Origin of the sequence: Cellulomonas fulva (assembly GCF_018531375.1) — a bacterium.
In the GTDB taxonomy this organism is placed as follows: Bacteria; Actinomycetota; Actinomycetes; order Actinomycetales; family Cellulomonadaceae; genus Cellulomonas; species Cellulomonas fulva.
On record NZ_JAHBOH010000001.1, the window covers coordinates 635,798 to 661,563 of the forward strand.

Below are 25,766 nucleotides of genomic sequence, written 5' to 3' on the forward strand. Positions count from 1 at the left end.
AAGGAGCCACCGATGAGCAACGAGAGCTGGAGCTTCGAGACCCGCCAGATCCACGCGGGCCAGTCCCCGGACCCGACCACCGGCGCCCGGGCGCTGCCGATCTACCAGACGACGTCCTACGTCTTCGACTCCGCCGAGCAGGCCGCCGCGCGCTTCGCGCTGCAGGACCTCGGCCCCATCTACACGCGCATCGGCAACCCCACGCAGGAGGTCGTCGAGAACCGGATCGCGTCCCTCGAGGGCGGCGTCGGCGCGCTCCTGCTCGCCTCGGGCCAGGCCGCCGCGTCGTTCGCGATCCTCAACGTCGCGGAGGCCGGCGACCACGTCGTCGCGAGCCCCTCGCTCTACGGCGGCACCTACAACCTGCTGCACTACACGCTGCCCAAGCTGGGCGTCGAGACGACCTTCGTGACGGACCCGCACGACGCCGAGGCGTGGCGCGCGGCGATCCGGCCCAACACCAAGGCGTTCTTCGCGGAGACCATCCCGAACCCGCGCTCCGACGTGCTGGACATCGAGCTCGTTGCGGGGGTCGCGCACGAGTACGGGGTGCCGCTGGTCGTCGACAACACGGTCGCCACGCCCTACCTGATCAACCCGCTGAAGTGGGGCGCCGACGTCGTCGTGCACTCCGCCACCAAGTACCTGGGCGGCCACGGCTCGGCGATCGGCGGCGTGATCGTCGACGGCGGCTCGTTCGACTACGCGCGCTACCCCGAGCGCTTCCCCGGGTTCAACCAGCCCGACCCGTCGTACCACGGCCTCAACATCGCCGAGGCGCTGGGCGTCGGCTCGGCGTTCGGCGCCAACCTCTCCTACATCCTCAAGGCGCGCATCCAGCTCCTGCGCGACCTGGGCGCGGCGGTCTCGCCGTTCAACGCGTTCCTCATCTCGCAGGGCATCGAGACGCTGTCCCTGCGCGTCGAGCGGCACGTCGAGAACGCGACGAGGGTCGCGCGGTGGCTCGAGGCGCGCGACGACGTGCTGGGTGTGCACTACTCCGGCCTCGAGTCGAGCCCGTGGCACGCCAACCAGGTCAAGTACGCCCCGCGCGGTGGCGGCGCCGTGCTCGCGTTCGAGCTCGAGGGCGGCGCGGCGGCCGGTCAGGCGTTCGTCTCCGCGCTCGAGCTGCACTCCAACGTCGCCAACATCGGCGACGTGCGCTCGCTCGTGATCCACCCGGCCTCGACCACGCACAGCCAGCTCACGCCCGAGGAGCAGGCGCTGTCCGGCGTCACGCCCGGGCTGGTCCGGCTCGCGGTCGGCATCGAGCACATCGACGACATCCTGGCCGACCTCGAGGCGGGCTTCCGCGCCGCCAAGGGCGCCTAGCCCCCACCCGCCGCACCCGTCCCGGCCCCCGGTCGCGACGGGTGCGGCGGGAGCTCCCTGCGTAGATTGGATCCTCGTGTCCGACGAGTCCCCCGCCTTCACGCCCGCCCGGGCCCTGGCCAGCACGCGTGCGAGCCGGGTCCCGGTGGCGCAGCGCGCCGCCACGCCGGCCTCGTCGGCCTGGCGCGAGGGCGACCCCGTCGGCCGCCGGCAGTTCGCCGACCTGGGTCCGTTCGCGCTCGAGTCGGGCGGCCGGCTGCCCGCCGTGCGCCTGGCGTACGAGACGTGGGGCGAGCTCGCTCCCGACGGCTCCAACGCCGTCCTGGTGCTGCACGCGCTGACCGGCGACTCGCACGTCACGGGTCCCGCGGGCGAGGGCCACCCGACGCCGGGCTGGTGGGAGTCGATGGTCGGGCCGGGCGCGCCGATCGACACCGACCGCTGGTTCGTCGTCGCCCCGAACGTCCTGGGCGGCTGCCAGGGGTCCACCGGACCGTCCTCGCCCGCGCCCGACGGACGGCCGTGGGGCAGCCGGTTCCCGCGCGTGTCGGTGCGCGACCAGGTCGCGGCCGAGGTGCGGCTCGCGGACCTGCTCGGCATCCGCACGTGGGCGCTCGTGATCGGCGCGTCCATGGGCGGCCTGCGCGTGCTCGAGTGGGCGGCGTCCGAGCCGCAGCGCGTCGACGCGTTCGCGGCCATCGCGACCGCCGCGCAGACGTCGGGCGACCAGATCGCCAACTTCCACACGCAGCTGTCCGCGATCCACGCCGACCCCGGCTTCCGCGGCGGGGACTACTACGACGCGCCCGACGGCGAGGGGCCGCACCTCGGCCTGGGCCTCGCCCGGCAGATCGCGCACCAGAGCTACCGCTCGGCGTACGAGCTCGACGCGCGGTTCGGCCGCATCCCCCAGGGCGCCGAGGACCCGCTCGAGGGCGGGCGGTTCGCCGTGCAGTCCTACCTCGAGCACCACGGCGACAAGCTCGCCCGGCGCTTCGACGCGAACACCTACGTGACGCTGACCCGCTCGATGATCACCCACGACCTGGGCCGCGACCGCGGCGGCGTCGACAACGCGCTCAGCCAGGTCACCGCGCGCGGCCTGGTGATCGCGGTCGACACCGACCGGCTGTTCCCGGTCGCCCAGTCCGAGCGCATCGCCGAGCACGTGCCGGGCGCCGGTCCCGTGCGCGTGGTGCACTCCGACTACGGGCACGACGGCTTCCTCATCGAGGCGGACCAGGTGGGCGCGCACGTCGCCGACTTCCTGGGCGAGCTGGTCCGCACCCGGCCCTGAGCCCGCGCGCCGTGGCGGCCGTCGGGCACCATGGACGCATGACCGCGACGACGTCCGAGGCGCGCACCGCCCTGCGCGCCCAGTGGGCCCGCCTCCGCGGCTGGGTCGCCGAGGTCGTCGACGACACCGCGGGCGCCACCCCGTCCGTCCTCGAGGGCGGGACCGTCGCGGAGCTCGTCGCCCACCTCGGCCGCGCGATGGACGCGCTCGCGGCGTGCGTGCCGCTGCCGGAGGGGACGGTCCCGCTGACGCTGGCCGAGTACCTGGGCACCTACGGGGGCCGGTCCGACGACGTCGCGGCGCGGACGCGCGAGCTCGCGGCGCAGGCCGCGGGCGACCCGCTCGCGTGGGTCGACGCGCGCGCCGCCGCCGCGTTCGCGGTCCTCGACGAGCTGGCCGGGCCGGCCGGCGCCGACCCCGTGGTCCAGGCCCGCCGCGGCCCCGTGCGGCTGTCCACGATGACGGTGTCCCGGGTCGCCGAGCTCGTCGTGCACGCCGACGACCTGCACCGCTCCGCGCACCGCGTGCCCGGCGCCGGCGCGGGGCCCGACCCCGTGGATCCCGGCGCGCTCGACCTCGTCGCGCGCGAGCTGCTCACGATCGTCGTGGCCCGCGGCGGCTGGGACCTCGAGATCGCCGACGCGCGCCGGTGGGTGCGCCTCGCCGCCGGCCGCACGCCGTACCACGTGGAGGAGCTCACGGCCGCGCTGCACCCGCACTGGACGGGCGACGCGGTGCCGGACCTGGGGCGCATGCTCCCGGTCCTCTAGCCCCAGCCGGGCGAGGCCCCGCCGCGCCCGGTTCAGCCTTCCCGTGACCGCGCCGCGCGAGGACAGTAGGGCCATGGTGCAGGGGTCGGTGGCGATCGGGCGGGTCGTGGCCGCCATGGACGACGAGCGGGCCGCGTGGTCGCGCGACGACGGCCTGGGCGTGTTCTGCGACGTGTACCGCCGGGTGACGGCGCTCGTCGCGCTGCGCGTCACGGACGGCACGTTCACGGACCCGGCGTTCGTCGAGGACCTCGACGTGCGGTTCGCGTCGCTGTTCCTCGACGTCCCCCGGGACCTGGCCGCTCGGCGCGAGGTGAGCCGGGCCTGGGCACCGGTGGTCGAGCGGCGGGCGACGCGCGGCATCTGGCCGGTGCAGTTCGCGCTCGCGGGGATGAACGCGCACATCAACCACGACCTGGCGCTCGCGCTGGTCGAGACGTGCGAGGCGCGCGGCCTCGCCCCGACGAGCCCGGGCGTCCACGCCGACTTCGAGCGCGTCAACGACGTGCTCGCGGAGGTGGTGCGGCCCGTGCGGCAGTCGTTCCTCGACGAGCACGTCGTGCGCGTGGGCGCGCCGCTGTCGCCGCTGGCGGACCTGGTCTCGTCGTTCTCGATCGACAAGGCGCGCGACGCGGCCTGGGCACAGGCCCTGGTGCTGTGGAACGTGCGGGACCTCGGGTTCGTCGCCGCGGCCGCCCGGGACGCGCTGGCCCGCACCGTCGGGCTCGTCGGGCGCCAGCTCCTCACGGTCGTCTCCTGACGGGCGGCGCGCCACCCGGCCGCGCGCGTGGGCGCGCGTGGGTAACGTGACGCTGTGATCGCGGCCTGGGTACGTGAGCTCTCGTCCGACGACCCGCTCGCGGGACTCGAGGTCGGGGAGGTGCCCGAGCCCGTGGCGCCCGCGCACTGGTCCGTGGTGGACGTGCGCGCCGCCGCGCTCAACCACCACGACCTGTGGTCGCTGCGCGGCGTGGGGCTGCGCGCCGAGCAGCTGCCGATGGTGCTGGGGACCGACGCGGCGGGCGTGGTCGACGGGCGCGAGGTCGTGGTGCACGGCGTGGTCGGCGGGCCGTCGGGGCATGGCGTGGGACCGGACGAGCCGCGTTCGCTGCTGTCCGAGCGGTACCCGGGGACGCTCGCGGAGCGCGTCGCGGTGCCCACGTGGAACCTGGTCGACAAGCCCGCGGAGCTGTCGTTCGTCGAGGCGGCGTGCCTGCCGACCGCCTGGCTCACCGCGTACCGGATGCTGTTCACCACGGGCGGCGCGGTGCCCGGCCAGCGCGTCCTGGTGCAGGGCGCCGGGGGCGGGGTCGCGACCGCCGCGGTGCTGCTGGGCGCGGCGGCGGGGCTCGAGGTGGTCGTCACCTCGCGGGACGCGGAGCGCCGTGAGCGCGCGCTGCGCCTGGGTGCCGCGGCGGCGGTGGAGAGCGGGGCGCGGGTGCCCCGCGCGGACCTGGTGCTGGAGACCGTCGGCCGCGCCACGTGGTCCCACTCCATGCGCTCGGTGCGTCCCGGCGGCACCGTCGTCGTGGCGGGTGCGACGTCCGGCGACCCGGACGCCGCCGAGCTCACGCGCCTGTTCTTCCAGGAGATCACGGTGCGCGGCGTGACCATGGGCTCGAAGCAGGACCTCGAGCAGCTCCTGGCGTTCCTCGCCCGCACGGGGGTGCGCCCGCTCGTCGACGCGACGTACCCGCTGGCCGACGCGCGGGCCGCGCTCGCACGGCTCGCGGCCGGCACGCAGTTCGGCAAGATCGTGCTGACGACCTGAGGGGGCGGCGTGACCGAGGAGACGCTCGCGGCCCCCGCGTGGGTGCCGCCCGCGGCGGAGGACGGCTGGGCGCCCGACGTGCTCGGGCCGGGCTACGAGGTCCGGACGCTGCCGCTCGCCGACGACGACGAGGGCGAGGTCGTCGCGAGCCTGGTCCGCTACCGACCCCCGCGGGACGAGGCGCTGCGCCCCGCGCGGGCCCTGCTGTACGTGCACGGGTGGTCCGACTACTTCTTCCAGACCGAGCTCGCCGAGCACTGGGACGCCCGGGGCGTCGCGTTCTACGCGCTCGACCTGCGCAAGTACGGGCGCTCCCTGCGCGACCACCAGACGCCCGGGTACGTCGACGACCTCGTCGTGTACGACGAGGAGCTCGCCGCCGCGCTCGACGCGATCCGGGCCGACCTCGGCGCCCACGTGCGGATCATGCCGATGGGGCACTCCACCGGCGGGCTCGTGGTCAGCCTGTGGGCGGACCGGCACCCCGGGCAGATCAGCGGGATCGTGCTCACCAGCCCTTGGCTCGAGCTCCAGGGGTCGGGGCTCCTGCGGCACGTCAGCAGCCCGGCCATCGCGCAGATCGCCCGGTTCCAGCCCAAGGTCGCGCTGCCGAACGTGGACCCCGGGTTCTACAGCCGCACCGTGTCCGCCGCGTCCGGCGGCGAGTGGACGTTCGACGAGCGCTGGCGGCCGACCCCGTCGTTCCCCGTGCGCGCGGGCTGGCTCGCCGCCGTGATGACGGGGCACGCCCTGGTCGCGCGCGGCCTGCACGTGGACGTGCCGATCCTCATGGCCGCGTCGACCCACTCGCTCATCAGCCCCCGCTGGAGCGAGGCGATGCGGACCTCCGACGTGGTGCTCGACGTCGAGCTGCTCGCGCGGCGGGCGGTACAGCTGGGGCCCACCGTGACGGTGGTGCGCGTGCGCGGCGGCGTGCACGACCTGACGCTGTCCGCACCCGACGTGCGCGCACGGTTCTACGCCGAGCTCGACCGCTGGTCCACCGCGTACGCATGGACCTGACCTGACCTGACCTGACCTGACCTGGCTTGCCCGCTCCTGGTCGCGACCGGGATCAGAGACCGGTGCGGCCGGTCGCCTCCGCCAGCGTCGGGCCGCCGTCGCCCAGGCGCCACGAGCGCCAGCCGTCGATCTCCGCGGTGGACCCGATCGCGGCCGCCGCGGCGTCGCCGGGCTCGACGAACGTGCGGCCGTCCACGAGCTCGATCAGCCCGTCGTGGCGCAGCGTCGCGACGACGCGCTGGTTGCGGCGTTCGCGCAGCCAGACGAGCGTCGCCAGGGCCCGGCGCTGCTTCGCGACGATGGCGAGCTCGGGGTAGGGCAGGCCGCGGGGCTCGTGCCGCTGCTCCGGCACCTCGTCGGCGACCACCCCAGCCGGCGGCTCCTCGGCCACGGGCGCGCCGGCAACGGGCACCTCGGCGACGGGCACTGCGGCGACGGGCACTGCGGCGACGGGCACTGCGGCGACGGGCTCCGTGGTGGTCGCCCGGGCACCCGGCGCCGGGTGCGGCGCGGCGCCGGGCGCCGGCGACGTCCCCACGGCCGGGACCTGACGCGTGCGCGTGCTCGCGACCGGCTCACCCGCGACGTCGGCGCTCGCCGTGACAGGGCGGGCGGCGGGAGAAGGCACGGGGCGGGCGGCGGGGGGAGGAACAGGGGGCGCGGCGGGCGGAACCGCGGGCTGGCGACCCGTGCGGGGCGGCTCGGGGTGCGAGGGCCGGTTCTCGGGCGGCGCCGCGGGCCGGCCGGCCGACGGGTACGGCAGACCGGCGTGCGTGGCGTTCACCGGCACGCTCGTCGGGAGGTCCGGGAGCTGGTCCGGGCGGGCCGGTCCGCTGGTCGCGGCCGGGCGCCCGGGCGCCGAGGGGAACGCGGACGACGAGGGCAGACCGGGGGCCGTGCCCGCGGTGGGGTGCTGGCCGGGGTGGGGAGCCGGCGGGCGGCGCCGCTCGCCCTCGTAGGCCATCGCGGTCGCGAACGACGCCTCGCTCGAGCGGACCAGGCGCAGCGCGGTGGGCTCCACGGGCCGGCGCACCGTCTCGTGCCGCGCGAGCGGCGAGACCTCGAGCAGCCGGCGGTCGTCGACGCCGCGGACGACGCCGAGCTGGAGGATGTCGACGTGCCGGCCGGGGCCGCGCAGGTAGCCGAGGGTGTCACCGGCCTCCGGCGCGACCTCCGAGCACAGCACCAGGAGCCGCACGCCCTCGCGGCGGCTCGAGGTCATGCCGAACGCGACCTGGTCCCGGAACGCCGCGAAGTCCACCGCGAAGCGGTCCGGGTCCGCGTGGTACGAGCGCGCGAGGTCGGTCGCGGTCATCCGCGCGGCACCGCCCGCGTGCCGCAGGGAGGCGACGACGGCGTCGTCGTCGAGCACCTGGACCACCTCGATCACCACCACGCGACCCGTCGGGTCCAGCGCCAGCAGCTCGGGCAGGTCCGCGTGCTCGGGTGCGTCCGAGCGGCGGCGGACCGGGAACAGCGGCTCGCCGGCGATCGCGCTGAGATGGTGCGTCAGGAGCGACGCGCAGTCGCTCGCGAACGAGCCGGGGAGCGGCTGCATCGGCTGGACGAGGCGCGGGCGGCCCTCGTCGAGCTCGAAGATCGGCATCCGGTTCCCAGCCCTTTCCTCTGGTCGTGCGCGGTCCGACGCGGCCGGCCGTCCGACGGCGCGATTTCGCGCGCCCACACTCTCCCACGTCCGGAGCGCCCGGTCTGTCCGCCGTCCGGGTTGCCGTCAGCCGACCCTCACCGCGCTGGACGGCCGCCGGCGGCGCGTCCGGGTGACGGGGCTCAGGCCTCGCCGGCGGGATCCGGCCGCAGCGCCGCCTCGACCCGGTCCACCTTGCCCGTCAGCTCACCCGTGCGACCTGGCCGGATGTCCGCCTTGAGCACCAGGCTCACGCGGTTGCCGTGGCGGCCGACCGCCTCCGTGGCGCGGCGGACGACGTCCATCACCTCGTCCCACTCGCCCTCGAGGGTGGTGAACATCGCGTCGGTCCGGTTCGGCAGGCCGGACTCGCGGACGATGCGCACCGCGTCCGCGACGGCCTCCGAGACGGACTCGCCGGAGCCGAGCGGGGAGACGGAGAAGGCGACGAGCATGGCTCGACTCTGGTCGACGGGTCGCGCCGGCGCAACGTGCCGTGTCGGTGGTCGGGTGTCTGATCACGGGATGACTCGGTGGAAGGACGTGGCGGCGGAGGCGCCGGACCTCGCCGCCCTGGCGCGTGCGGTGTTCACGGCGGGGACCAACAAGACCCTGGCGACGCTGCGCGCCGACGGGTCGCCGCGGATCTCGGCGACGGAGTGCGAGCTCGGCGACGACGTGACGCTGGGGATGATGCCGGGCTCCAGGAAGCTCCTCGACGTGACGCGGGACCCGCGGGTCGCGCTGCACTCGCCCACGCTCGAGCCGCCGTCGGACATGCAGCAGTGGGCCGGGGACGCGAAGCTCGCGGGCGTCCTGGAGCCCGCGCCGCGCCCGGAGGACGGGCCGCCCGGCGCCTACTTCTGGCTGGACGTGCGCGAGGTCGTGCACACGGGGCTCGACGAGGCCGCGCGTCGGCTCGTCGTCACGTCGTGGCACCCCGGGCGCGGCGTGACCCGCGTCGAGAGGGACTGACTGCGGGACTGACCGCGGGACTGACTGTGGGACCGACTGCGGGACCGACGCGGGCTGAGCGACGGGCGCCGGTCACGCGGCCGCGCTGGCGCTGCCCTCGAACTGGGTCCGGTACAGCTCGGCGTACAGGCCTCCGCGGGCGAGGAGATCGGCGTGCGTGCCCTGGTCGACCACGCGGCCGTCCTGGACCACGACGATCGAGTCCGCCTGCCGGACCGTGGAGAGGCGGTGCGCGATGACGATGCTCGTCCGGCCGGAGAGCGCCTCGTCGAGCGCCGCCTGCACGGCGGCCTCGGACTCGGAGTCGAGGTGGGCCGTGGCCTCGTCGAGCACCACGACGTCGGGCGCCTTGAGCAGGAGCCGCGCGATCGCGAGCCGCTGGCGCTCGCCACCCGAGAGCCGGTACCCGCGGTCGCCGACGACCGTGTCGATGCCCTCCGGCAGGCTCCGGACGAGGTCGAGCACGTGCGCCTGGCGCAGCGCGCGCTCGATGTCCGCGTCGGTCGCCTCCGGGCGCGCGTAGCGCAGGTTCTCCGCGATGGTGTCGTGGAACAGGTGGGCCTCCTGGCTCACGACGCCGACCGTCGCACGCAGCGACGCGTGCGTGACGTCGCGCAGGTCCGTGCCGGCGATCCGCACCGCGCCGCGCGTCGGGTCGTACATGCGCGTGACCAGCTGGGAGATCGTCGTCTTGCCCGCACCGGAGTGACCGACGAGCGCGACCATGTGCCCGGCGGGGACCGTCAGGCTCACGTCGCGCAGGGTGTCGTCGACCGGCTCGTGCCCCAGGGTCGCCACCGACTCGAGGGACGCGAGCGAGACCTCGTCGGCCCCGGGGTAGCGGAACCCGACGGCGTCGAGCTCGACACTCGCCCCGCGGGCAGCCGTCGCGGCGCGCAGGTCCACCGCGTCGGGCCGCTCCGCGACGGTCGGTTCCAGGTCCAGCACCTCGAGCACGCGCTCGAAGCTGACCAGGGCGGTCATGACGTCGACCTGGACGTTGGACATCGCGGTGAGCGGCCCGTACAGCCGGCCGAGGTAGGCGGTGAGCGCGACCACGACGCCCACGGTGAGCTCGCCGCGGACGGCCATGACGCCACCGACGCCGTAGACGATCGCGACGGCGACGCTGGCGAGCGTGGTCAGGCCGACGCGGAACCACGTCGAGTACAGGGCGCGCCGGACGCCGATGTCGCGGACGCGGCCCGCCTGCCCGGCGTACGCGGCGGACTCCCGCTCGGGGTCGCCGAAGATCTTCACCAGGTGCGCGCCGGCGACGTTGAACCGCTCGTTCATCATCTGCGCGGCGTCCGCGTTGAGCTCGTAGCTCTCCCGGGTGATCGCGGCGATCCTCCGGCCGAACCAGCGGGCGGGCAGGACGAACGCGGGCAGCAGCACGAGGCTGAGCAGCGTCAGCTGCCAGGACATGGTGAGCATCGCCGCGAGGACGAACACGACGGTCAGCGCGTTGCTGACCACGTTCTGGAGCGTGCTGGTGAAGGCCTGCTGGGCACCGAGGACGTCGCCGTTGAGGCGCTGCACCAGCGCGCCCGTCTTGGCCCGGCTGAAGAACGCGAGCGGCATCCGCTGCACGTGGTCGAAGACCGCGGTCCGCAGGTCCAGGATCAGCCCCTCGCCCACCTGCGAGGACACCCACCGGTCGGCGACCGAGAGGCCGGCGCCGACGAGCGCCAGGACGGCGACCGCCGCGGCGACACCCACGACGAGCCGCGTGTCGCCGGCGGTGATGCCGTCGTCGATCAGCGTCTGGAACAGCAGCGGCGTCACCGCACCCGCGGCGGCCTCGAGCGCGATGAGCACGACGAAGACCACGAGCCGGCCCCGGTACGGGCGGGCGAACGCCAGGATCCGGCGCAGGGTCTGGCGGGTCAGCCTGTGCTCGCGGACCGCGCGGTCCCGCGCGAAGCCGCGCATCGACTCGTACATCTGTCGCTCCTTGCGTGCGCCCGGGGGTCGGCGCGTGTGCTGGCAAGTAGTGAGGTTAACTCACTATGTGGGTTGCTCACCAGTCGCGCTACCCTCTGCGGTGTGAACACCGAGGCCGAGCCCGATGCTTCCGCCGAGCTGCTGGAGCTCGTCTACGCGATCCTCCACGCGGTCCGGCGCGAGTCCGGTCCGGGGGCGCCGGGGCAGCTGCGCTTCCTGCGGACGCTGGCGGCGTGCGGCTGCGCGCAGCGGCCCGGCGCGCTGGCGGAGGCGCTCGGCGTCGCGCCCCGCTCGGTGACGTCGAAGGTGGACACCGCGGAGAGCGACGGCCTGGTGCGGCGCCTGCCCGACCCGACCGACCGGCGCGCGACCCTCGTGGAGCTGACGCCCGCCGGGCACGCGCTGCTCGCCGAGTCGGCGCACCGACGGCACGAGCACGTGGCGGCACGCCTCACGCGGCTCTCGAGCGCGGAGCAGGCCGAGCTGCTGCGCCTGCTGCGGGTCGTCGCCGGGCAGGGCTGAGCACCCGCCCGCGTCCGGTCAGGCGCCGGGCGTCGTCGCCCCGGCCGTCGGGAGGTGGGCCGCGAGCAGCTCGGCGAGGTGGACGCCCTGGACGTCGGCGAGCTGGTCCGCCTGGGTGCGGCAGGAGTAGCCGTCCGCGAGGTAGACGTCGCCCGGGGCGGCGGCGCGCAGCGCCGGGAGCAGCGAGCTCTCGGCCACCGCGACCGACACGTCGTAGTGCCCCTTCTCCATCCCGAAGTTGCCGGCGAGCCCGCAGCAGCCCGCGAGCGCGGAGAACTGCGCGCCCGCCTCGGTGAGCAGGCGGCGGTCCGCGGTCCACGTCATCACGGAGTAGTGGTGGCAGTGCGGCTGCACCACGGCGGTGACGTCCGAGAGGTCGGGCACCTGCCAGCGGTCGCCGGGGCCGATCGGCGCGGGTGCGGTGAGCAGCTCGGCGAGCGTGCGGGTCTCCCGCGCGACGGCCACGGCGCGCGGGTCGTCGGGCAGCAGGTCCTGCAGGTCCGAGCGCAGCACGGCCGTGCACGACGGCTCGAGCCCGACGATCGGGATCCCGTTGACCGCGAACGGGCCCAGCACCTCGAGCAGGTGCTCGAGCTGGTGCCGGGCGCCCTCGAGCTGCCCCGTGCTGATCCAGGTGAGGCCGCAGCACGCCTGGTGGTCCGGGACCAGCACCTCGTAGCCGGCGTCGCGGAGCACGGTGACGGCGGCCTTGGCCACCGACGGGGCGAGCGCGTCGCTGAACGAGTCGGTCCACAGCAGCACGCGCGGCCGCGCGGGCTCGGCCGGCAGCGGCTGGTCGTCCGCGCGCGAGCTCGGCGTGACCGAGACCTGGTCCGCGCCGTCTCGTCGGACCCACGTCCGGAACGGCTCCCGCGCGAAGGTGACCATGCGCCGGCGGGTGTCCATGCCGCCGCCCGCGAGCACCAGCTTCGCGACGGGCCGGAGGCCGAGCACCGCGTTGGTGAGCGCGGCCAGGCCCGGCAGCCCGGTGACGAGCCGCGCCCAGCGCGGCAGCCAACCGAGGGCGTAGTGGTTCATCGGGCGCAGCTTGCGACGGTAGGTCTGGTGGAGCACCTCCGCCTTGTAGGTCGCCATGTCGACGCCCGCCGGGCAGTCCGACGAGCACGCCTTGCAGCTCAGGCACAGGTCGAGCGCCTCGTGCACCTCGGGCGAGGACCAGCCCTGCGAGACGAGCGTGCCGTTCGCCATCTCCTGCAGCACGCGGGCGCGGCCGCGCGTGGAGTCCTTCTCGTCCTTCGTCGCCAGGTACGACGGGCACATGAAGCCACCGGCGGCGGTCGAGTCCGCGCGGCACTTGCCCACGCCGACGCAGCGGTGCACGGCGGTCGTCAGGTCGCCGGAGTCGTGGGGGAAGGCGAAGCCCGTGGTGGCCAGGACCGGGCGCGCGGCGGGCCGGCGCAGGTCCGCGTCGATCGCCCGCGGCCGCACCAGGACCCCGGGGTTGAGCAGGTCCCGCGGGTCGAACAGCGACTTGAACGCGCCGAACACCTCGATCGCACGCTCGGAGTACATGACGGGCAGCAGCTCGGAGCGCGCGCGGCCGTCGCCGTGCTCGCCGGACAGCGACCCGCCGTGCGCCGCGACCAGGTGCGCGGCATCGGTCATGAAGGACCGCAGCGCGTCGCCGGAGCGCTCGAGCGGGATGTCGAGCCGCAGGTGCACGCATCCGTCACCGAAGTGCCCGTACGCGAGCCCGTCCACGCGGTGCCGCGCCATGAGCGCCTCGAGCTCGCGCAGGTAGGCGCCCAGCCGCTCGGGCGGCACCGCCGAGTCCTCGAACCCGGGCCACGCCTGCTCGCCCGAGGGGGTGCGTCCGCCGAGGCCCGCACCGTCCTCGCGGATGCGCCACATGGCGGTCGCCTGCGGCCCCGGCGGGAACAGCCCGACGGCGGTGGTGCCGGAGTCGGCCGCGAGCGCACCCGCCCGCTCCATCGCCTCGTCGAGGGTCTCGCCCCCCACCTCGACCATGAGCCAGCCCGCACCGGGCGGCAGGTCCGGCACCGCGGACGCGCCACGCACGCGCCGCACCACGTCGACCAGGCGCGCGTCCATGCCCTCGATCGCGATGGGCCGGTGCGCCAGCAGCGCGGGCACCGCGTCGGCGGCGGCGGGCATGTCCGGGTAGCCGAGCACGACGAGCACGGGCGCGGCGGCCACGGGGACCAGCCGGACGGTCGCCTCGAGGAGCGTGCCGACCGTGCCCTCGGTGCCGACGAGCGCCTTGGCGAGGTCGGTGCCGTTCTCCGGCAGCAGGTGCTCGAGCGAGTAGCCGGAGACCTGGCGGCCGAACCGGCCGAGCTCGGTGCGCAGCAGGTCCAGGTTGCCGCGCACCAGGTCGCCCAGGCCGGGGACCGCGTCGAGGGCTCCCGCGCCCGCGCGGGCGGCGACCCGGCGGCCCGTGCCGTCGACCAGGTCGAGCGCGAGCACGTTGTCCGCGGTGCGGCCGTAGGCCACGGCGCGCGGGCCGCAGGCGTTGTTGCCGATCATCCCGCCGAGCGTGGCGCGGGTCCACGTCGACGGGTCCGGCCCGAACCGCAGCCCGTGGGGTGCCGCGGCCTTCTGCACCGCGGCCATGACCACGCCCGGCTCGACGCGGGCGGTGCGCGTCTCCGGGTCGAGCTCGAGGATCCGGTTGACGTGCCGCGAGAAGTCCAGGACCACGCCCGGGCCGACCGCGTTGCCCGCGACCGAGGTGCCGCCGCCGCGGGAGGTGATCGGCACGCCCGCCTCGCGCGCGACGGCCAGCGCCGCCTCGACGTCGTCGGGGTCCTGCGGGAAGACGACGACCTGCGGCACCACCCGGTAGTTCGACGCGTCGGTCGAGTACTCGGCCCGGCGGCGCGTGGAATCGTCGACCGCCCCCCGCACGGCGGACCGCAGCGCGGCGACGACGTCGGTCCCCACACGGTTCTCGTCGGCCAGGGCAGTCACGGGGGCATCCTCGCACCCCGCCCCGGGTGCCCCTCGGGACCTCCCGCGGACCGGACGCCCGGCCGGCGGACTCCTCACCCGCATCACCCCGCCCTCTTCTGCCGAGCGCCCCCGGTACGGCGCGAGCGCCACCCCGGAGGGGTAGCGCTCGCGCGCGGACGGGAGCGCTCGCGCCGTACCGGGCGAGCGCCGTCCCGGGCGAGCGCGGACCGGGCGAGGGCGGGTCAGGCCAGGGCGGCGTCCAGCGTGATGGACGTGCCCGTGAGCGCCTTGCTCACCGGGCAGGTCGCCTTCGCGGCCTCGGCGGCGGTGCGGAAGCCCTCGTCGTCCAGGCCGTCGACCTCGCCGCGGACCGACAGCGCGATCTGCGAGATCTGGAAGCCGCCCGCGGGGTCCGGCCGCAGCGTCACGTCGGCGCTGACGTCGAGCGAGCGGGGCGTGCCGCCGGCCTCGGCCAGCAGCGCCGAGAGCTGCATGGCGTAGCAGGACGAGTGCGCCGCGGCGATCAGCTCCTCGGGGCTGGTCACGCCGCCGGCCTCGTCGGCGGCGCGGCGCGGGAACGAGACGTCGAACCCGCCGGCGCCGGAGCTCGTGAGCTCGACGCGGCCGCTGCCGTCCTGCAGTCCACCGGTCCAGGCGGTCGTTGCGCTGCGCGTGGGCATGTGCTGCTCCTTCGTGCGGGGACCCGGGCGCGGTTCGCCCGGGAGACTCGTCACCACGCTAGGCAGGTCGCGCCGCCCGCGCGCGTCAGCGCGCGCGCTCGAGATGGGTCGCGACGACGGCCTGCGGCGCGCCCGCGTCGCGCAGCGTCGTGGCCGCGCGGGCGTGCAGCCCGCGCCGCTCGTCGGGCGCGAGCCCGCCGTACAGCGCGGCGCGCACCACGTCGTGCCGGAAGACCAGCCGGTCGCCGCGCGCCTGCACCACGCCCGCCGCGAGCGCGTGCCGCAGCGTGCGCCACACCTCCGGCACGGGCTGCCCCACGACCACCGCGAGGTCGACCACCACGAACGAGACCCCGAGCACGGACGCGACCGCGAGCAGTGCGAGCACCTCGTCGTCCAGGTAGTCCAGGCGCCCCCGGACCCGTTGCTCGACCACCGCGCGCCAGCCGAGCACCACGGCGTCGATGCCGCCCTCGACCGGGGCGAGCGCCCCGGCGTCCCGTGCGGCGGTCACCACGTCGACGACGAACCGCGGGTTCCCGCCGGCGGTCGCGACCGCGCCGCGGAGCGACGGACCGAGGCTCGCGCCCAGGATCGCCTCGGCGAGCTCGGCGGCCGCGGCCGCCGGCAGCGTGCGCAGCTCGACGTGCTGCGCACCGGCGCGCGTCCAGCCGGAGACCACGCGCACCACGCCGTCGCGGTGCGGCACGGGACGCAGCGTGAGCACGACGAGCGTGCGCGCCGGCACGCCCTCGCGCGCCGCGTCGGCCAGCGCCTCGAGCGCGTCGTCGGGCCAGTCCTGGAGGTCCTCCAGCACGACGAGCCGCGCGCGCCCGTCCGCCGGCGGCGGACCGATCCGGGTGCTCCCCGGGCCGGCCGCGTCCTCGATCCCCAGCAGCCGCGCACCCGAGCGCAGCGCGTCCACCAGCGACGTGCGGCCCACGCCCGCCTCGCCCTCGAGGACCACCACGCCGCCAGCGGCGTCCGTGGCGTCGGTCAGCAGCGTCTCGAGGTCGTCGAGCTCCGCGGCACGTCCGACGAGCGGCCAGTCACGACCCGGGTCAGGCATGTGCCGATGCTAGGGCCGACGGGGCCTCGCGGTGGGCTCCGTCAGCGGGTGTACTCCCAGTGCCACGGCTCGGGCTTGCTGCCGGTCTGCTCCGCCCAGTCGGGGTGCTCCCAGCCGAACTCCGCGGCGTTCTCGCTCAGCCACGTCCACTCGGGCGTGCCGAACCCCTGCGCGCCACCGCCCAGGTCGATCGCCGTGCCGGTGCCGTGGTTCGAGGTGCCGGGCACCGCGCACAGCGAGCCCTTGCGCGCGCGGCAGCTGACCTGCGCCGCGTACGAGCGGTAGGAGTCCGTGATCGTCAGATGCTCGCCGAACTCCGCGGCGTACGCCTCGTCGAGGGCCTCGAGGTCCTCGGTCGCGTCGCACCGGAGCAGGACGTTCTCGTCGAACGACGCCGCGCACAGCGCCGAGGACGGGATCTGGCCGTTCGGGTAGCCGAGGAGGGACTCCTTCCAGGCGGCGCGCTCGGCGGCCTCCTGCTCGGCCTTCTCCTTCGCGGCCTGCTCGGCGGCCTCCTGCGCGGCCTTCTCCTTCGCCTCCGCGGCGGCCTGCGCGGCCTCGCGGTCGGCGACCTCCTGGGCGGCGGTGTCCAGCACCTCGTCGCTCAGCTCGACCACGCGCTGCAGCGCGGCGCGCAGCCGCGTGGTGGTCGCGTCCTCCGCGCCGGAGACGGGCGGCACGACGACGTCCTCGGGCGCGGCACCGTCCGCCGTCGGCCCGGCCGACGGGTCGGTCGTCGCGTCGGTGGACGGCTCGGTGGACGCGTCGGTCGTCGGCTCGGTGGTCGGGTCGCTCGTCGGCTCGTCCGACGAGGTCGTCGCGTCGCTCGTCGGCTCGTCCGACGACGTCCCGGTGGTCAGCGCGCGGTCGCCCGACGCGCTCAGGAGCCCCTCGGCGGCGGCCGACGCGGCATCGGTCGGCTCGGGGTCGGTCGGCTCGGGGTCGGTCGGCTCGGCATCGGCGTCCGCAGTCGGCTCGGTGGTCGGCTCGGCGGTCGGCTCCGTGGTCGGGTCGGCGGTCGACTCGGTCGTCGGGTCGGACGCCGGGTCCGCGGTCTGCTCGGCCGACGCGTCGCCCCCGAGCTCGCTCACGTCGGCGACGCCGGCCTGGGCCAGCAGGTGCTGGAGCTCGGCGGTCGCGGCCTCGAGCTCGGCGACCTGGTCCCCGTCGACGGTGACGTCCTGCGCGGTGTGCTGCGCCGCCTGCGCGACGGTCAGGGCGTCGACCGCGGCGTCCGCGACGGCGGCGCGCGCGGCGAGCCGCTCGCCCGAGCGCGGGTCCGCGCTGGCGGACGTCTGGGCGGCCAGTCCGCCCAGCGACCCGGCGAGCGCGACGACGAGCACGCCCTGGGCCACGCGGCCGGGGGTGCTGGTCGGGAGCGCCCGGCCCAGGACGGAGCGGGCGGGGTGCTGGGGGCTGGTCGTCGGGCGCGGGGCGCGCGACCGGCGAGGGGCCGCATGGCGGCCGCCGCCGGACGTGCGCCGGCGCTGCGGCTCGTCAGTCATCGCGTACCACGGTACGAACCCGGCTCGGACGTCCCGGAGGGGCGGCGTCAACGTTCTGGGGAGGAGTGCGTGTCCGATTCACACGACCTGTTCACAGCCCGGGGCAACCGACCGCCCGATCCGTCCCGCGGCGCCCGAAACATGTTGGTGACACGTCAACGGGTGACTTAGGACCTACCGGTCAGTAACGTGCATCCGGTGCGCCGCCGTGACCCCGGTCACGTCGGCGTCCCGCGACCACCACTCACCACAGGGGTACGCATGTCACGTCGACCACTTCTCGCCTCCGTCACCGCGCTGTCCGTGGCCCTGAGCAGCGCGCTGCTCGCCACGTCGGCGGCGGCCGCCCCACCCGATCCCTCGCCCGACCAGCGCACGATCGACCCCGCGCTCGCGAGCCGGTCGCTCGCCGAGGCCCGCAAGGTCGCCGGCCTCGTCGGCGTGGAGGGCCAGGTCACCGCGCTCGTCGAGCTCGACACCACACCCGCCGTCGAGGTCGACGGCGGCGCGAGCGCCGTCCGGGCCGCCACGGCGGCGACCGAGGACGTCGCGCAGGACGTGGTGCCGGCCGAGGCCACGGCCGCGAACGCCGGCTCCGCCGAGCCGAAGCGCCTCGGCACGCTCACCAACCTGGTCGCCGGCACGCTCGTCACGGGTGACGCCGACGAGGTGCGTGCGCTCGCCTCGTCGGACCAGGTCACGGCGATCTACCGCGTCGCCACCAAGCGCCCGACGAACGCGAACACGGTCGCGTTCACGCACGCGCTGCAGACCTGGCAGGACCTGGGCGAGACCGGTGAGGGCGTGACCATCGCCGTCATCGACACCGGCCTGGACTACACGCACGCCGACTTCGGCGGCGAGGGCACCGTCGCGGCGTACGAGGCCGCGTACGGCGAGGACGGCACGCAGCCGGTGCCCGCGGGCTCGTACGACCCGGCCAAGTTCGCCGGCGGCTACGACTTCGCCGGCCCGCTCTACGACGCGAGCGGCGACACCGAGGGCTCGACCCTGGTGCCGACGCCCGACGAGAACCCGATCGACTCGCTGTCGACGTCCGACAACTCGGGCCACGGCACGCACGTCGCCGGCACCGCGGCCGGCTACGGCGTGGACGCGGACGGCGAGACGTTCGACGGCGACTACTCGACGCTGACCGACCTCGAGGGCTGGAAGATCGGCCCCGGCTCGGCCCCCGGCGCGAAGCTCTACTCGTTCAAGGTCTTCGGCGACATCGGCGGGTCCACCGACCTGACGAGCCTCGCGCTCGACCGCGCGGCCGACCCGAACGGCGACGGCGACCTGGGCGACCACGTCGACGTGGTCAACATGTCGCTCGGCTCCGACGGCGCGCCGGCCGACGACCCGGACACGGTCCTGGTCGACCGGCTCACCGAGCTGGGCGTGCTCGTCGCCAACTCGGCGGGCAACGCGGGCGACATCACCGACATCGGCGGCGCGCCCGGCAACGCGGCGAGCGCGCTGACGGTCGCCAACTCCGTCGCCTCGCCGGTGCTCGACGCCGTGAAGGTCACGGCCGCGGCGGACGACGAGCTCGAGGGCCGCACCTTCGCGGGCCAGAACTCCGTGGCCTACGCGGGCGACGACGTCACCGCCCCGGTCGCGTTCGTCGCGGACGACTTCGACGGCTGCACGCCGTTCACCGCCGAGCAGGCCGCGACGGTGGCCGGGAAGATCGCCTACCTGTGGTGGGACGACGACGACGCGAGCCGCGCGTGCGGCTCGGCCGTCCGGTTCAACAACGCCGCCACCGCGGGCGCGGTCGGCGTGGTGCTGCCCACCGAGCTCACGGTGTTCTCCGCCGGCATCGCGGGCAACGCCGCGATCCCCGGCGTCCAGCTCACCAAGGACTCGACCGACGCGCTGCTGCCGGAGATCGAGGCCGGCACGCTCTCGCTGCAGATCGGGCCGAGCCTGGCCATGACCGGCAGCCTCACCGGCGCGGGCGACCTGCTCAACGACGGCTCGTCGCGCGGCGCCCACGGCTCGCTCGGCTCGGTGAAGCCGGACGTCGCCGCCCCCGGCACGGGCATCCTGTCCGCCGCCTCCGGTGGTGGCGCCGCGGGTCACGTGCTGTCCGGGACGTCCATGGCGTCGCCGCACGTCGCCGGCATCGCCGCGCTCGTCCGCGCCGCGCACCCCGCGTGGGACGCGTCCGAGGTCAAGGCCGCGATCGTCAACACGGCGACGCACGACGTGACCACCGAGCCGGACGGCGCGGGTCTGGCCTACGGGCCCGAGCGCGTCGGCGCCGGCCGCGTGGACGCGCTGGACGCGGTCTCGACCGACGTCATCGCGTACAGCGGCGCGAACAAGGCGCTCACGTCCGTGTCCTTCGGGATCGTCGACGTGGGCACCGAGACGGTGACCCGCAAGGTGCCGGTCACGGTGCGCAACTTCGGCACCACCGACCGCACCTTCGACACCGCGTTCGTCGCGTCGTCGACGGCGGGCGGGGCGACCGTCACGGTCTCGCCGTCCACCATCACCGTCCCCGCGACGGGCAAGGCGGCGACGCTGACCGTGACGCTCACGGCCGACCCGGCGACGCTCGAGCGCGAGCTCGACCCGACGTCGCAGGCCCTGCAGAGCGGTCTGCCGCGCGAGTACGTCGCGATGCTCACCGGCCGCGTGGTCCTCACGGACGACGACCAGGAGCTGCGCGTGCCCGTCCAGGCCGCACCCCGCCTGGTCAGCCACCTGAGCGCGAAGGACGTGGCGTTCACCGGCAGCAGCACGGTTGCGGACCTGGAGCTCACGGGCGAGGGCGTCGACGCGGGCGGCTGGCAGTCGCTCACGACGCCGCTGGTCCTGGGCGCCACCAGCCCGCAGCTCGAGGACGACCCGTCGCTCGAGACCTCCCGGTCGGCGATCGACTCGGGCGACATCCGGTACGTCGGGTGGTCCTCGACCGCCCCGTACGTCGACGAGCTCGGCGGTGACCCGCAGGAGGACGGGCTGCTCAACATCGGCATCGCGACCCAGGGCGACTGGGCGTCGCTCGGCCAGGCCGTGATCCCGATCATCGACATCGACGTGGACGGCGACGGCGAGGCCGACCTCCAGTCGTACGTCTGGAAGCTCGACGAGGCGATCGACCTCACCGTGGTGTCGACGTTCGACCTGCACGCGCCGGCGAGCGACCCGGCCATCGACGTCGAGCCGATCAACTACGAGTTCGGCGACGTCGACACGGGCACGTTCGACCGCAACGTGCTCCTCGCCCCGATCAGCCTGGGCGCGGTCGGCATCGAGCCGGGTGACACGCCCGAGGTGTCGGTGTGGACGTACTCCGACTACGGGCGCGACAACGTCGTGGACCAGGCCCCCTCGTTCACGGTGGACCCGTACACCCCGCCGTTCTGGTTCGAGAACGACCGCAACTCGCTCGTCTCGAGCAACGGCGACGGCGGCGTCAGCATCCCGGTGCACCGCTCGTCGTCCGCGACCAGCGGCAAGCTCCTGGTGCTGCAGCACCACAACGCCGACCCGACCTCGCGCGCGCAGGTCGTGTCCGTCGCGGTGCCCAAGGCCACCACGACGAAGCTGACCGTCTCCGGCGGCTCGTCGTACGGCCAGAAGGCCACGCTCACCGCGACCGTCGCGCCCGCGGCGGCCGGGACCGTGAAGTTCTACGACGGCAGCAAGGTGCTCGGCTCGGCGACGGTGAAGGGCGGCAAGGCGACCATGAAGGCCGCCCTGGGCGTCGGCACGCACAAGCTGAAGGCGACGTTCACGCCGTCCTCGGCCGCGTCGTACCGGGCGTCGACCTCGCCGGTCGTGACGTTCACGGTCAAGAAGTCCTCGACGACCACCAAGCTCGCGCTGACGCCGTCGACCGTGAAGAAGGGCCACACCGCCAAGGCGGTCGTCACGGTCACCGGGGCCACCGCGGCACCGGCCGGGAAGGTCCAGGTCAAGATCGGCGGCAAGGTCGTCGGCACCGGCACCCTGGTGGTGTCGGGACGCACCGGCAAGGTGACGGTCACGCTCCCGAAGAGCCTGCCCGTCGGCACGCACACCGTGGTGGCGAGCTACCCGGGCAGCTCGGGGACCGGCTCGTCGTGGGCCACGGCCAAGCTGGTGGTCAAGCGCTGACGCCGGCGCGCACGTCCGTGCTGGTCAGCCGCTGGAGACAGCGCTGACGGCCGGCTGACACCGACGGGGTGTCGCGGTGGGCTCCCGCCCTCGCGGCACCCCGTCGGCGTCTCCCGGGGCGCCGCGCCGGGTCCAGGTGCTCACGTCTCACAGGTTCCGTGCCGATGATGGGGGTATGACGACGTTCGAGGAGCTGGACCTCGACGAGGCGTTCGGCGACTTCGGTGACGCCGGGCAGGAGCCCCGCCGCCGGTCGCGGGTGCTCGCGGTGGCTGCGCTCGTGGTCGCTGCGGCGCTCGTCGTCGTGGGCGTGCTGTGGGCCCGCTCGGCACGGGACGCACCCGACGTCGCGGCACCGACCGACCTGGTCCCCGCGCTCGCCGCCGCGCAGGGCACGGACGACCAGGTCCCCGCCGAGGACCTGGAGGACCTGACCGTCTCCGCCCCGAGCACGCGCCTGCTCGCGTCCACCGCGTACGGCACGCACTACGCGGCGCTCGGCCGGGACGGCGACGTCTGCCTCGTCACCGTGAGCGCGGGCGAGCTCCCGCGCGAGACGTGCGCGGCCCCGTCCGAGCGGCTCGCGCTGACCTACACGGACGCGGACGACGAGACCGTCGTCATGCTCGCCCCGTCGGACGCCGCGCCGGCGGCCGCCGAGGGCTGGGCCGAGAAGGTCCCGAACCTCTACGTCCGGCACCCCTGACCGCCCGCTGACGGGCCGCGGCCGGCCCCCGAGGCCCGATGGCCACTACCGCGCGAGCGCGTCCACCACACGGGTGAGGCTCGAGCCGATGCCCCAGCGCTGCGCGAGCTCCACGACCGCCTCGGGGTCCGCCGGGGTCGCCGGCAGGTGGTCGTCGACCTCCGCCACGGGCGCGTCCGGCGCCACGCGCACGACGAGCGGGGCGACCTCCAGGTAGTCGGCGGCCTCGGTCAGCCGGCGGCGCTGCGTCGCCGTCAGGCCGGGGTCGCCGGAGTCCCGAGCGGCCAGGACGCCAGCGAGCGAGCCGAACCGGGCGACGAGCGCCGCGGCCGTCTTCTCGCCGATGCCGGGGACGCCCGGCAGGCCGTCGCTCGGGTCGCCGCGCAGCGCGGCCATGTCCGCGTACGCCGGGCCCGACGCGACCGCGTACCGCTCGCGCAGCCGCGCGAGGTCGACGACGTCGAGGTCCTTGATGCCGCGCACGGTGTAGAGCACGCGCACGCGCGCCTCGTCGTCGACGAGCTGGAACAGGTCGCGGTCGCCCGTCACGACGTCGACCGCGTCCCGCTCCGCCGCGGGCCGGGCCACCTCGCGCGCGACGAGCGTGCCGATCACGTCGTCGGCCTCGTACCCCGGCGCGCCCAGCCGCGGGATGCCCAGCGCCCGCAGCGCCTCGGCGATCACCGGCACCTGCGGCGCGAGCGTGTCCGGCACCTCCTCGACGCCCGTGGTCCCCGGGAGGGGGGTGGCGACGCGGTGCGCCTTGTACGTGGGGATCGCGTCGACGCGGAAGGCGGGCCGCCAGTCGTCGTCCCAGCACGCGACCAGCCGCGTGGGGCGACGGTCGACGACGAGCCGGGCGATCATGTCCAGCAGCCCGCGCACGGCGTTCACGGGGGTGCCGTCGGGCGCCCGGCCGACGCTCTCCGGGACACCGAAGTACGCCCGGAAGTACAGCGAGGCCGTGTCGAGCAGGAGCAGGCGACCGTCGCTCACGCGGTCGGTCCGGGGGTGGCGGGACCGCCGGGCGCGCCGGGGGCGGCCGCCGGCGGGGGCGTGGGCGGCACACCGGCGGACGCGGTCGGGGCGGGTGCGGGTGCCTGTGCGGTGGCGGGGGCGGTCGGAGCCGGCGCGGTGGCGGTCGGGGCCGGCGCAGCGGGCGTCGGGGCGGGCTTGGGCTCCTTGGGCGGCAGGCCCAGCCGCTCGCGGAAGAGCTGGCGCTGGACGTACCAGCCGGTCCCGCCGATGGCCAGCCAGACGACCATCATCACGGTCTGCTGCCAGCCCTCGTCGGGGTGCGCCAGGAAGTCGAAGGCCTCCGGCCACAGGAGCGCCGCGCCCGAGAGGATGATGCTCGCGCCACCCAGCGCCGTGAGCCACAGCAGCGCGCGCCGCGTGTACTTCTCCGCGAGCATGCCGGACGCGAACGCGGTGGTCGCGATCACGAAGATGCCGAGCAGGATGCTGGTCTCCGAGTCGTTGAGCGACGCCCACACCTTGGCCCCGATCACGGCTCCGGTCGCGAGGCCGACCACGAAGGTGGCGAACCGGAAGATGAGCGAGACGATCATCCACACGACCAGCGCCGTACCGAGGGCGATCCAGAGCGTGGTCCACGCGTCGGCGTCGAACGCGTCCGCGAGGAAGAAGCCGATCGCGAAGCCCGCCGCGATGAGCGCCAGGTTCACCGACCGGATCCCGTAGAAGCAGAGCAGCGCCCCGACGAGCAGGACGACGAGCGCGGTGGTCATGACCGCTCCTTCCGACGGCTCTCACGCTAGCGGTCGCGGGGCGCACGCGCGGGGTACGGGCGGGGGTGGGGGCGGCTCGTCGTCCCCGGGGACGACGAGAGGCCAGCCGGTGCCCCTCCGCACCGACCGGCCTCGCGTCCTTGCCCTGCCGGGGTCAGCCCCACCCGGTCCGGGCGCTCTCGCGCGTTCGCCCGCGAAGCAACCGGCTCAGCCCGCGAAGCTGAGCTGCGCGTCCGTCACCGCGATGACGTTCCAGGACCCGCCCGCGCCGTCGCTCAGCTGGTACGCGGGCACCAGCGCCGTGGACCCGTCGTCGAACGTCCGGAGCGCGACCCCGAGCCGGGCGTCCGTGACCATCACGTCCGTCACCAGCCACGGGAGGTCGGCGCCCGGCTCGAGCGTGGCGGGGACCGTCGGCTCGTCTGCCGGCTGGTCCGCCGGGGCGCTCACCGCCGCGTCACCCGCCAGCGGGACCGTGGCGGCGGAGACCGCGTCGGCCGCCTCGGCGCGCGCCATGAGCGGGAAGACGCCGTACGTCTCGGCGAACCGGGGGTCGTTGAGCCGCGCGACGGCCTCGCTCGGGCTGACCACGTCGTAGTCGCCCAGCGCGACGAGCGGCGCCATCGGCCCGGACGCCGACTGCACGCCGTCCTCCGCGACCGTGAAGCTCCACATCGCCCCCGTGCGCTGCCCGTCGACCACGCCGTACGCGATGACGCTCGCCGCCGCGCCGCCCGTGGCCGTCACCTCGTACTCGTAGTCGTCCGGCTCGAGCCCCAGGGCCTCGAGCGTGTCCTGCGCCTGCGAGCGCGCCTGCTTCGACGAGACCTCGCCCTGCCCGCAGTCCGGCGTCATCGGCACGATGCGCCCGGGGTCGAGCGGCTCGACGTCGGTGCCCCAGGTCGACGCCTTGTCGTCACCCGCGGCGCCCCCGGACGTGCCGCCGCCCGCGTGCTCGGCCTGCCCGTCCACCTGCGGCTCGTCCGGCGCGGACCGCTCCTCGCTGCACGTCCACGGGTCCCGCGTCGGGTCGTAGTAGGACGCGGTCGCCATCCCGTCCGGGGAGAGCGTCACCGTGGCGCGCGACCCGTCGACCGGGCCGACGGTCCAGCCGTAGTCCTGGCGCACCGCGCCGGTCACGCCGAAGACGTCCGCGAGCAGCTCGACCGTGTCCCGCGAGTAGGCGGACGCCGCGTCGTACGCCCACGCGGCGTGCGTCGCGCCCTCGTCGGACAGGTCCTTGGCGTGGAAGACGAGGTGCCCGGCGTACGAGGTCGCGGGAAGCGTGAGGGCGAACTTCTCGGCGGCGCCGGACGTCTGCCGGACCTGCGTTGTCCCGCTGACCGCCGCGTCCTCCTGGACGTCTGACAAGGGGGCCTGGCCCGAGCCCGCGACGCTGTCCCGCTCCGGCTGGTCCAGCGTGATCGCCGGGCTCGCCGCGGCCGGACCGCCCGTCGCGCCCACCGCGTAGCCGCCCGCTCCGACGACGGCGACCGCCGCCACCGCCGCCGCGGCCTGCAGCCAGCGGGTGCGGGACCGGCGCGCCCGCGCGGCGGCGAGCTCGTCGGCGTCGACCCGGACGCCCGTGGTCGCGGCCAGCGTGGCATGCAGGCGGGTGGTGTCGAGCTCCGCGTCGGCCGCGGGGTCGGCGGCGGCGACGCGGCGCAACGCCTCGTCGAGCCCGTGCTCGTCGTCGCGCGGCTGCTGCGTGGTCATGGTG

20 protein-coding genes are annotated in these 25,766 nt (G+C 75.5%); 10 read left to right on the top strand and 10 right to left on the bottom strand.

Annotated features, from left to right (window positions below; translation table 11 throughout):
* Positions 1–12 precede the first annotated feature (12 nt).
* The 6 genes from KIN34_RS02825 (at position 13) to KIN34_RS02850 (ending at position 6,193) form a co-directional block, all read left to right on the top strand.
* Positions 13–1,332 carry a bifunctional o-acetylhomoserine/o-acetylserine sulfhydrylase gene (locus KIN34_RS02825; protein WP_214346376.1) on the top strand — a complete coding sequence of 440 codons (1,320 nt, stop codon included), beginning with the start codon at positions 13–15 and terminating at the stop codon, positions 1,330–1,332.
* Between the two features lie 115 nt (positions 1,333–1,447).
* Positions 1,448–2,629 carry a homoserine O-acetyltransferase MetX gene (gene metX, locus KIN34_RS02830; RefSeq protein WP_237689237.1) on the top strand — a complete coding sequence of 394 codons (1,182 nt, stop codon included), beginning with the start codon at positions 1,448–1,450 and terminating at the stop codon, positions 2,627–2,629.
* Positions 2,630–2,667: 38 nt separating this feature from the next.
* Entirely contained in the window at positions 2,668–3,399 is a 732-nt protein-coding gene (locus KIN34_RS02835) for a maleylpyruvate isomerase N-terminal domain-containing protein (RefSeq protein WP_214346379.1), read from the top strand.
* A 73-nt stretch (positions 3,400–3,472) separates the two neighbouring features.
* Positions 3,473–4,159, top strand: coding sequence for a DUF5995 family protein (locus tag KIN34_RS02840; protein WP_214346381.1), 687 nt, complete (start codon positions 3,473–3,475; stop codon positions 4,157–4,159).
* Between the two features lie 54 nt (positions 4,160–4,213).
* Entirely contained in the window at positions 4,214–5,170 is a 957-nt protein-coding gene (locus KIN34_RS02845) for a zinc-binding dehydrogenase (RefSeq protein ID WP_214346383.1), read from the top strand.
* A gap of 9 nt (positions 5,171–5,179) precedes the next feature.
* Positions 5,180–6,193 carry an alpha/beta hydrolase gene (locus KIN34_RS02850; protein WP_307858056.1) on the top strand — a complete coding sequence of 338 codons (1,014 nt, stop codon included), beginning with the start codon at positions 5,180–5,182 and terminating at the stop codon, positions 6,191–6,193.
* 52 nt (positions 6,194–6,245) lie between these two features.
* Here the strand turns inward: KIN34_RS02850 and KIN34_RS02855 are convergent, their stop codons facing one another.
* Positions 6,246–7,799, bottom strand: a complete 1,554-nt coding sequence (locus tag KIN34_RS02855; RefSeq protein ID WP_214346385.1) for a restriction system modified-DNA reader domain-containing protein — start codon at positions 7,797–7,799, stop codon at positions 6,246–6,248.
* Between the two features lie 182 nt (positions 7,800–7,981).
* On the bottom strand, positions 7,982–8,293 hold the full coding sequence (locus tag KIN34_RS02860; protein ID WP_214346387.1) for an MTH1187 family thiamine-binding protein: 312 nt from the start codon (positions 8,291–8,293) through the stop codon (positions 7,982–7,984).
* 70 nt (positions 8,294–8,363) lie between these two features.
* Between KIN34_RS02860 and KIN34_RS02865 the strand changes: the two genes are divergently transcribed.
* Positions 8,364–8,813 (top strand): pyridoxamine 5'-phosphate oxidase family protein, encoded by a 450-nt coding sequence (locus KIN34_RS02865; RefSeq protein ID WP_214346389.1) that lies wholly within the window; start codon positions 8,364–8,366, stop codon positions 8,811–8,813.
* A gap of 72 nt (positions 8,814–8,885) precedes the next feature.
* Here KIN34_RS02865 and KIN34_RS02870 read toward each other — a convergent pair whose 3' ends face one another.
* Positions 8,886–10,760, bottom strand: coding sequence for an ABC transporter ATP-binding protein (locus tag KIN34_RS02870; protein ID WP_214346391.1), 1,875 nt, complete (start codon positions 10,758–10,760; stop codon positions 8,886–8,888).
* Positions 10,761–10,862: 102 nt separating this feature from the next.
* Here KIN34_RS02870 and KIN34_RS02875 point away from each other — a divergent pair, with 102 nt between their 5' ends.
* On the top strand, positions 10,863–11,282 hold the full coding sequence (locus tag KIN34_RS02875; protein ID WP_307858057.1) for a MarR family winged helix-turn-helix transcriptional regulator: 420 nt from the start codon (positions 10,863–10,865) through the stop codon (positions 11,280–11,282).
* Between the two features lie 18 nt (positions 11,283–11,300).
* On the opposite strand, the gene KIN34_RS02880 is transcribed toward KIN34_RS02875, so the two are convergent.
* From KIN34_RS02880 to KIN34_RS02895, 4 genes are all read right to left on the bottom strand, one after another.
* Positions 11,301–14,234, bottom strand: a complete 2,934-nt coding sequence (locus tag KIN34_RS02880) for an FAD-binding and (Fe-S)-binding domain-containing protein (RefSeq protein ID WP_214346395.1) — start codon at positions 14,232–14,234, stop codon at positions 11,301–11,303.
* Between the two features lie 224 nt (positions 14,235–14,458).
* Positions 14,459–14,896, bottom strand: coding sequence for an OsmC family peroxiredoxin (locus KIN34_RS02885; RefSeq protein ID WP_214346397.1), 438 nt, complete (start codon positions 14,894–14,896; stop codon positions 14,459–14,461).
* Between the two features lie 85 nt (positions 14,897–14,981).
* Entirely contained in the window at positions 14,982–15,965 is a 984-nt protein-coding gene (locus tag KIN34_RS02890) for an ATP-binding protein (protein WP_214346399.1), read from the bottom strand.
* Positions 15,966–16,006: 41 nt separating this feature from the next.
* Positions 16,007–17,470, bottom strand: a complete 1,464-nt coding sequence (locus KIN34_RS02895; RefSeq protein ID WP_214346401.1) for a D-alanyl-D-alanine carboxypeptidase family protein — start codon at positions 17,468–17,470, stop codon at positions 16,007–16,009.
* Positions 17,471–17,731: 261 nt separating this feature from the next.
* Between KIN34_RS02895 and KIN34_RS02900 the strand changes: the two genes are divergently transcribed.
* Both KIN34_RS02900 and KIN34_RS02905 read left to right on the top strand, forming a co-directional pair.
* Positions 17,732–21,589: a S8 family serine peptidase gene (locus tag KIN34_RS02900; RefSeq protein WP_214346403.1), complete on the top strand. Its 3,858-nt coding sequence runs from the start codon at positions 17,732–17,734 to the stop codon at positions 21,587–21,589.
* A 175-nt stretch (positions 21,590–21,764) separates the two neighbouring features.
* On the top strand, positions 21,765–22,295 hold the full coding sequence (locus KIN34_RS02905; RefSeq protein WP_214346406.1) for a hypothetical protein: 531 nt from the start codon (positions 21,765–21,767) through the stop codon (positions 22,293–22,295).
* A 45-nt stretch (positions 22,296–22,340) separates the two neighbouring features.
* On the opposite strand, the gene KIN34_RS02910 is transcribed toward KIN34_RS02905, so the two are convergent.
* The 3 genes from KIN34_RS02910 to KIN34_RS02920 all read right to left on the bottom strand — a co-directional run bounded on the left by KIN34_RS02910 (position 22,341) and on the right by KIN34_RS02920 (position 25,762).
* Positions 22,341–23,291: a 5'-3' exonuclease gene (locus KIN34_RS02910; protein ID WP_214346409.1), complete on the bottom strand. Its 951-nt coding sequence runs from the start codon at positions 23,289–23,291 to the stop codon at positions 22,341–22,343.
* Positions 23,288–24,046, bottom strand: a complete 759-nt coding sequence (locus KIN34_RS02915) for a DUF4203 domain-containing protein (RefSeq protein WP_214346412.1) — start codon at positions 24,044–24,046, stop codon at positions 23,288–23,290. Before KIN34_RS02915 ends, KIN34_RS02910 begins: the two co-directional genes overlap by 4 nt.
* A gap of 207 nt (positions 24,047–24,253) precedes the next feature.
* Positions 24,254–25,762: a hypothetical protein gene (locus tag KIN34_RS02920; protein WP_214346415.1), complete on the bottom strand. Its 1,509-nt coding sequence runs from the start codon at positions 25,760–25,762 to the stop codon at positions 24,254–24,256.
* Positions 25,763–25,766: the final 4 nt, after the last annotated feature.

Bases quoted from the DNA above. Each gene is read 5' to 3' on its own strand.
- KIN34_RS02825 (WP_214346376.1), top strand. From the start codon at position 13: ATGAGCAACGAGAGCTGGAGCTTCGAGACCCGCCAGATCCACGCGGGC.
- KIN34_RS02835 (WP_214346379.1), top strand. From the start codon at position 2,668: ATGACCGCGACGACGTCCGAGGCGCGCACCGCCCTGCGCGCCCAGTGG.
- KIN34_RS02840 (WP_214346381.1), top strand. From the start codon at position 3,473: ATGGTGCAGGGGTCGGTGGCGATCGGGCGGGTCGTGGCCGCCATGGAC.
- KIN34_RS02855 (WP_214346385.1), bottom strand. From the start codon at position 7,799: ATGCCGATCTTCGAGCTCGACGAGGGCCGCCCGCGCCTCGTCCAGCCG.
- KIN34_RS02860 (WP_214346387.1), bottom strand. From the start codon at position 8,293: ATGCTCGTCGCCTTCTCCGTCTCCCCGCTCGGCTCCGGCGAGTCCGTC.
- KIN34_RS02865 (WP_214346389.1), top strand. From the start codon at position 8,364: ATGACTCGGTGGAAGGACGTGGCGGCGGAGGCGCCGGACCTCGCCGCC.
- KIN34_RS02870 (WP_214346391.1), bottom strand. From the start codon at position 10,760: ATGTACGAGTCGATGCGCGGCTTCGCGCGGGACCGCGCGGTCCGCGAG.
- KIN34_RS02885 (WP_214346397.1), bottom strand. From the start codon at position 14,896: ATGCCCACGCGCAGCGCAACGACCGCCTGGACCGGTGGACTGCAGGAC.
- KIN34_RS02890 (WP_214346399.1), bottom strand. From the start codon at position 15,965: ATGCCTGACCCGGGTCGTGACTGGCCGCTCGTCGGACGTGCCGCGGAG.
- KIN34_RS02895 (WP_214346401.1), bottom strand. From the start codon at position 17,470: ATGACTGACGAGCCGCAGCGCCGGCGCACGTCCGGCGGCGGCCGCCAT.
- KIN34_RS02900 (WP_214346403.1), top strand. From the start codon at position 17,732: ATGTCACGTCGACCACTTCTCGCCTCCGTCACCGCGCTGTCCGTGGCC.
- KIN34_RS02905 (WP_214346406.1), top strand. From the start codon at position 21,765: ATGACGACGTTCGAGGAGCTGGACCTCGACGAGGCGTTCGGCGACTTC.
- KIN34_RS02915 (WP_214346412.1), bottom strand. From the start codon at position 24,046: ATGACCACCGCGCTCGTCGTCCTGCTCGTCGGGGCGCTGCTCTGCTTC.
- KIN34_RS02920 (WP_214346415.1), bottom strand. From the start codon at position 25,762: ATGACCACGCAGCAGCCGCGCGACGACGAGCACGGGCTCGACGAGGCG.